We start from the raw sequence: 6,171 nt of genomic DNA, 5'->3' as shown, positions 1-6,171 counted from the left end.
CCGCCCCACGCGCCGCGTGGGGCGGTGGCCGCCGTCGATGTCAGGCCGCGTTCCGCCGCAGCCCCCCGTGGCTGCGGATGATGTCCGCGTACCGGTGCCCGCTGCCCTTCACGGTGCGCTTCTGCGTCTTGTAGTCGACGTGCACGAGGCCGAAGCGCTTGTCGTAGCCGTACGCCCACTCGAAGTTGTCCAGCAGGGACCAGGCGAAGTACCCGGCCAGCGGCGCGCCCCGGCGGGCCGCCGAGGCGCAGGCCGCGAGGTGCTGCTCCAGGTACAGCGTGCGCTCCGGGTCGTGGACGGTCCCGTCGGGCCGTACGACGTCCGGGTAGGCGGAGCCGTTCTCGGTGACGTACAGCCTGCGGGCTCCGTACTCGTTCGTGAGGCGGAGCAGCAGGCCCTCGATGCCCGCGGCGTCGATCTCCCAGTCCATGGCGGTGCGGGGGACGCCGGGCCGGTGGACCGTGCGGACGCGCGGGGCGGGCCCGGTGGGGTCGTCGGCGACCGCGGACGGGAAGTAGTAGTTGAGGCCCAGCCAGTCCAGCGGCTGCGCCATCGTCTCCAGGTCGCCCTGCCGCTCGGGGAGTTCGACCCCGTAGACCTCGCGCATGTCCACCGGGAAGCCGCGGCCGTGGACGGGGTCCAGCCACCAGCGGTTGGTGTGGCCGTCCAGCCGGTGGGCGGCGGCGACGTCCTCGGGGCGGTCGGTGGCGGGTACGACGCTGGAGAGGTTGTTGACGATGCCGACCTGGGCGCCGGGGGACGCCGCGCGGATCGCCTGGGCGGCGAGGCCGTGGCCGAGGAGCAGGTGGTAGGAGGCGCGTACCGCGGCCGGCAGGTCCGTCCAGCCGGGAGCCATCCGGCCCTCCAGGTGGCCGATCCACGCCGAGCACAGCGGCTCGTTGAGGGTGGTCCAGTGCTGGACGCGGTCGCCGAGGCGCTCGGCGACGACCGAGGCGTACGCGGCGAAGTGGTGCGCGGTGTCGCGCTCCGGCCAGCCGCCGCGGTCCTGGAGCACCTGCGGCAGGTCCCAGTGGTAGAGGGTGACGGACGGCGTGATGCCCGCCTCCAGGAGGGCGTCGATCAGCCCGTCGTAGAAGTCCAGCCCCCTCGCGTTGACCGGGCCGTCGCCGCCCGGCATCACGCGCGGCCAGGCGACCGACAACCGGTAGGCGTTGGTGCCCAGTTGCCGCATGAGCCCGATGTCCTCGCGCCAGCGGTGGTAGTGGTCGCAGGCGAGGTCCCCGTCGTCGCCGTTGTCGATCTTTCCGGGGGTGTGCGAGAAGGTGTCCCAGATCGAGGGGGAGCGGCCGTCCTCGGCGACGGCGCCCTCGATCTGGTAGGCCGACGTGGCCGTGCCCCACAGGAAGTCATCGGGGAAGGCGGCGAGGTCGATGGTCACGGAGGTCCTTTCGGGAGGGGGAGAGCCGGTCACTTGACGGCTCCCGCGGTGAGCCCGGCGACGAGGTAGCGCTGCAGGAGCAGGAACCCGGCGACCACGGGGACGCTGACGACGAGCGAGGCGGCCATGACCTGGTTCCAGTACACGTCGTTCTGGGTTGCGTAGCCCTGCAGGCCGACGGCGAGGGTGCGGGTCTCGTCGCTGGTCATGACCGAGGCGAACAGCACCTCGCCCCAGGCGGTCATGAAGGCGTACACGGCGACGGCGACGATGCCGGGAATGGCGGCCGGCACGACCACCCGGAACAGGGCGCCGAGCGGTCCGCAGCCGTCCACCATGGCCGCCTCGTCGAGGTCGCGCGGCACCGAGTCGAAGTACCCGATCAGCATCCAGATCGAGAACGGCAGGGAGAAGGTGAGGTACGTGAGGATGAGGCCGCCGCGCGAGCCGAACAGCGCGATGCCGGTCGCGTTGCCGATGTTCACGTACAGCAGGAAGAGCGGCAGCAGGAACAGGATGCCGGGGAACATCTGGGTGGACAGCACGGTGACCGTGAACACCCGCTTGCCGGCGAAGCGGTAGCGGCTGACGGCGTACGCGGCGAAGACCGCGATCGCCACCGAGCAGACCGTCGCCGCGCCCGCCACGATCAGCGAGTTCACGAAGTACCTGGCGAGCGGGACCGTCGACCAGATGTCGATGTACGGCCGGATCGTGAGCCCGCTCGGCATCCAGCGGAACTTGCCCGACACGTCCTCCAGCGGCTTCAGCGAGCTGGAGAGCATGACGTACACCGGCAGCAGGACGAAGCCGGTGAGCAGGGTGAGGAAGATCCGGCGGGACCAGAGGAAGGAGCGCGGGGCCGCCATCGGCGACCGGGGCGCGCGGACGGTGTCAGACATCGGCGGTCTTCCTTCCCCGGGAGGTCACCACGAGGTAGACGGCCGTCACGACGAGCAGGAAGAGCAGCAGCAGTACGGACATCGCCGATCCGGTGCCGAAGTTCCAGGTCACGAACGACGACTGGTAGATGTGGATCGAGATGAGGTCCGCTGCCTCCGGCGCCGCCTTGCCGAACAGCACGTAGGGCGTGTTGAAGTCGTTGAACGTCCACAGGAACAGCACCAGCACGAGCACCTGGTTGACCGGCTGGAGCGAGGGCAGCGTGATCCGGCGGATCTGCTGCCAGACGCCGGCGCCGTCGATGGCCGCGGCCTCGTACAGCTCCTTGGGGATGTTCTGCAGGCCCGCCATCACGATGAGGAAGGCGAACGGCCAGCCCTTCCAGACCGAGACGGTCAGCAGCGCGTAGAAGCTGTTGTCGCCGATCAGCCAGAACGACGGCTTGTCGGTGAGCCCGAGCTGGTCGTGCAGCACGTGGTTCACCAGGCCGTTGTCGTGCTGGAACATGAACGCCCAGGTGATGGTGGCCGCGTAGACGGGCAGGGCGTACGGGATGAGGAAGATCGCCCGCAGCAGTCCCCGTCCGCGGAACGTCTCCTGGAGGTACACCGCGGCCGTCGTGCCGATCAGCCAGCACAGGCCGACGGACAGCAGCGTGAAGGCGCACGTCACCCAGAACGAGTGGAGCAGCGACTGCCCGATGGGCGCGTCGAAGTCCACCGACAGGCGGTAGTTGTCCAGGCCGGTCCAGGGCGCCGTGCCCCAGTCGCGGATGTAGAACTGGGTGAGCTCCTTGAAGCTCATGAGGATGCCGATCACCATCGGCACCAGGTGGACCAGGAGTTCGAGCAGCAGTGCGGGGAGCAGCAGCAGGTACGGGAGCCCGATACGGCGGAGCCGCCCGGTGCGGCGCGGGGCGCGCGCCGCACCGGGGGAGTCCTTGCGTACCGCCCGCTCCCCGGCTTCGGGGGCAGCGGTCACGGTCATGGAGCACTCGCTTCTGCAGTCAGGGTCACGGAGGGCGTCCCGGTGCCTCCGTCGTACGTCGCGGTCATCGGGACGCTCACTTCTTCGGCATCTGCTGCTCGGCCTTGGCGAGCTTGGCCTTCACCGAGGCGGTGGTCACCGCCCGTCCCGCCGCCGCGTCCGCGAACAGCTCCTTGACGGCCGTGCCCACGGCGGTCTCGAACTGCGACTCGTCGGCGACCTGCGGCAGCGGCGCCGCGCTCTTGGCGAGCGTGTCCTTGATCACCGCGAGGGCCGGGGTGTTGAACGCCGGGTCCGCCTGCGCCGCCTTGACCGGCGGGATCGACCCGTACGTCTTGTTGAGGATCTTCTGCTCGCCGTCGCTGGTCATGAACTTCACGAACTTGGTGGCGCCGTCGATGTTCCTGGTGTTCTTGAAGACGGCCATGTTGATGCCCGCGACCATCGAGTTGGTGGCCGTCCCGGTGCCCGGGGTGCCGGACTGGACCGGGACCGGCGCGACGCCCCACTCGTCGTCGCTCATGCCGTGCGCCTTGAAGGTGGCCGAGGCGGTCTGCCACAGCACCATCGCGGTCTTGTCCTTGGCGAAGTCCTGGAGGGACTGGTTCTGCGCGTACTCGGCGTTGCCGGGGGCGACGATCTTGTCCTTCGCCATCAGGTCGACATACTGCTTGACGGCCGCGACGGCACCGTCCGAGGTGAAGTCGGGCTTGCCCTCAGCGTCGAAGAAGTCGGCGCCGTGCTGCTTGGCGAGGACGAAGACCTGGTGGATGTTGTTGGAGAGGTTCGAACCCTCGGCGCCCAGCGCCCACTTGTCGTTCTTGGATATCTTCCTGCCGTCGGCGACCATCTCGTCCCACGTCGCCGGCGGCTCGGAGATGCCCGCGTCGGCGAACATCTTCTTGTTGTAGTAGAGGGCGTACGCCATCGAGTACAGCGGGACGGCGGCCGGGTCGGCGCTGGAGGCGCCCGCGGAGCCGAGCGCCGAGTCGACGAAGCGGTCCCTGCCGCCGATCTTGTCGAAGTTCTTGTCGTCCCAGGGCAGCAGCGCGCCCGTCGCCTGGAGCGAGGCGGACCAGGTGTTGCCGATGTTGAGCACGTCCGGACCCTGACCGGAGGTCGTCGCGGCGAGGATGCGGTTGAGCAGGTCGGACCAGGGCACGACCTCCAGCTTCACCTTGATGCCGGTCTGCTTCTCGAACTTCTTCAGCTCGGGCGTGAGGATCTTCTTGTCCGCCTCCACGCTGGGCCCCTGGTTGGAGGCCCAGTAGGTGAGCGTCTTCGGCGAGTCGTTGGACCCGCCCTCGCCCGTCGACGAGCCGCCGCCACAGGCGGTCACGGCGGTCAGCATGGAGACGGTGACCGCACCGGCGGCCGCGGCTCGGAATCTGCGCATGGCTCTGGTGTCCCTTTCCGGAGAAAGAGCCGTGAGGGGCCGGGGCGTGCGTTCACTTCCCGAACGATCCTCATGGCTTAATTTAGGACGTGAGTTAAGACCCGGAAGAAAGTCGCGTCAAGCCTTCGCGCAGGGGTATCTTGCAGGTCGGGCGGACCGGAAGGGACCCACATGGCGGGGCGGAACGGGCGAACAGTGCGTGACCTGCGGCGGGGCAATCGCACCGCCGTGTTGCAACGGTTGTATTTCGACGGGCCGATGAGCCGCTACGAACTGGGCCCGGCGACCGGACTGAGTTCCGGTTCGATCAGCAACGTGGTCGCCGAGCTCCTCGCCGACGGGCTGGTCGAGGAGGCCGGCAGCGTCGACTCGGACGGCGGCCGGCCGCGCACCCTGCTGCGGGTGGCGCCCGCCAGCGGCCACATGATCGGCGTCGACGTCGGCGAGACCCGGGTCCGCGTCGAGCTGTTCGACCTCACCCTCACCGAACTCGCCCGCACCGAGCGGCCGTTGGAGCAGCAGGGGTACGACGTCGACGTCATCGTCGGGCACATCTGCGACGGCATCGCCGAGGTCCTGGCCGCGGCGGACATCGCCCCGGAACGCCTGCTCGGCGTCGGTGTCGGTGTCCCCGGCATCGTCGCCCGCACCGCCGAGCGCGGCGCCGTGGTGCACGGCCAGACCATCGGCTGGGACGCCGTCCCGATCGAGTCCCTGCTCCGCTCGGCCTGCCGGCTCCCCGACTCCGTCCCGTACTTCACGGACAACGGCGCCAAGACCCTCGGCCAGGCCGAGATGTGGTTCGGCGCCGGCCGCGGCGCCCGCAACGCGGCCGTCGTCCTCTTCGGCTCCGGCGTCGGCGCCTGCCTGGTCACGGACGAGGTCGAGCACGGCCGCGCCGTGGAGTGGGGGCACCTGACCGTGCGGGTCCGCGGGCGCCGCTGCCGCTGCGGCGCCCTGGGCTGCCTGGAGGCCTACGCCGGCGCCGAGGCGCTCCTCGACCGCTGGCGCGAGGAGGGCGGACGGCCCCCCGAGGGCGTCGACGAGGAGACCGCCCTGACCGCGATGCTCGCCGCCGCCTACCCGGCCGGCGACACGGCCCCCGACTCCGTGGCGCTCGCCGTCCTGGAGGAGACCGCCGAGTACCTGGGCGCGGGCCTCTCCGACCTGATCAACCTCTTCCAGCCCGAGCGCATCCTCATCGGCGGCTGGGCCGGCCTCCAGCTCGGCTCCCGCTTCCTGCCCGCCGTCCGGCGCTACGCCGCCTCCTACGCCCTGCGCTACCCGGCCCAGCACGTCACCATCGACCTGGGACGGCTGGGCCCGGACGCGGTCACCGTCGGCGCGGCCATCCTGCCGCTCGCCGACTTCTTCGCCCGCGGCGGCCGGCGCGCCGAGACCGTACGCGAGGGGCGTTCACCCGCCTGGCGCACCGCGCTGGAGGAGCGGGCCCCGCACTGATCCACGGCAGGGGGTTTCGCGGGGG

5 protein-coding genes are annotated in these 6,171 nt (G+C 70.4%); 1 reads left to right on the top strand and 4 read right to left on the bottom strand.

The window, feature by feature from the left end; genetic code table 11:
* Positions 1 to 40 precede the first annotated feature (40 nt).
* The 4 genes from ACWGIS_RS22940 to ACWGIS_RS22925 form a co-directional block, all read right to left on the bottom strand.
* Entirely contained in the window at positions 41 to 1,399 is a 1,359-nt protein-coding gene (locus ACWGIS_RS22940; protein ID WP_453364320.1) for a GH1 family beta-glucosidase, read from the bottom strand.
* 29 nt (positions 1,400 to 1,428) lie between these two features.
* Positions 1,429 to 2,301 (bottom strand): carbohydrate ABC transporter permease, encoded by an 873-nt coding sequence (locus ACWGIS_RS22935; RefSeq protein WP_453364319.1) that lies wholly within the window; start codon positions 2,299 to 2,301, stop codon positions 1,429 to 1,431.
* Entirely contained in the window at positions 2,294 to 3,289 is a 996-nt protein-coding gene (locus tag ACWGIS_RS22930; RefSeq protein ID WP_453364318.1) for a carbohydrate ABC transporter permease, read from the bottom strand. The genes ACWGIS_RS22935 and ACWGIS_RS22930 overlap by 8 nt, the downstream gene beginning before the upstream one ends.
* Positions 3,290 to 3,365: 76 nt before the next feature.
* Positions 3,366 to 4,685, bottom strand: coding sequence for an extracellular solute-binding protein (locus ACWGIS_RS22925; protein ID WP_453364317.1), 1,320 nt, complete (start codon positions 4,683 to 4,685; stop codon positions 3,366 to 3,368).
* 171 nt (positions 4,686 to 4,856) lie between these two features.
* On the opposite strand from ACWGIS_RS22925, the gene ACWGIS_RS22920 reads away from it, so the two are divergent.
* On the top strand, positions 4,857 to 6,146 hold the full coding sequence (locus ACWGIS_RS22920; RefSeq protein ID WP_453364316.1) for an ROK family transcriptional regulator: 1,290 nt from the start codon (positions 4,857 to 4,859) through the stop codon (positions 6,144 to 6,146).
* The last annotated feature ends 25 nt before the right edge of the window (positions 6,147 to 6,171 follow it).

Source organism: Streptomyces sp. NPDC054842 (assembly GCF_053611025.1).
This window is presented reverse-complemented; position numbering and strand designations above follow the sequence as displayed.

Bases quoted from the DNA above. Each gene is read 5' to 3' on its own strand.
- ACWGIS_RS22920 (WP_453364316.1), top strand. From the start codon at position 4,857: ATGGCGGGGCGGAACGGGCGAACAGTGCGTGACCTGCGGCGGGGCAAT.
- ACWGIS_RS22930 (WP_453364318.1), bottom strand. From the start codon at position 3,289: ATGACCGTGACCGCTGCCCCCGAAGCCGGGGAGCGGGCGGTACGCAAG.
- ACWGIS_RS22935 (WP_453364319.1), bottom strand. From the start codon at position 2,301: ATGTCTGACACCGTCCGCGCGCCCCGGTCGCCGATGGCGGCCCCGCGC.
- ACWGIS_RS22925 (WP_453364317.1), bottom strand. From the start codon at position 4,685: ATGCGCAGATTCCGAGCCGCGGCCGCCGGTGCGGTCACCGTCTCCATG.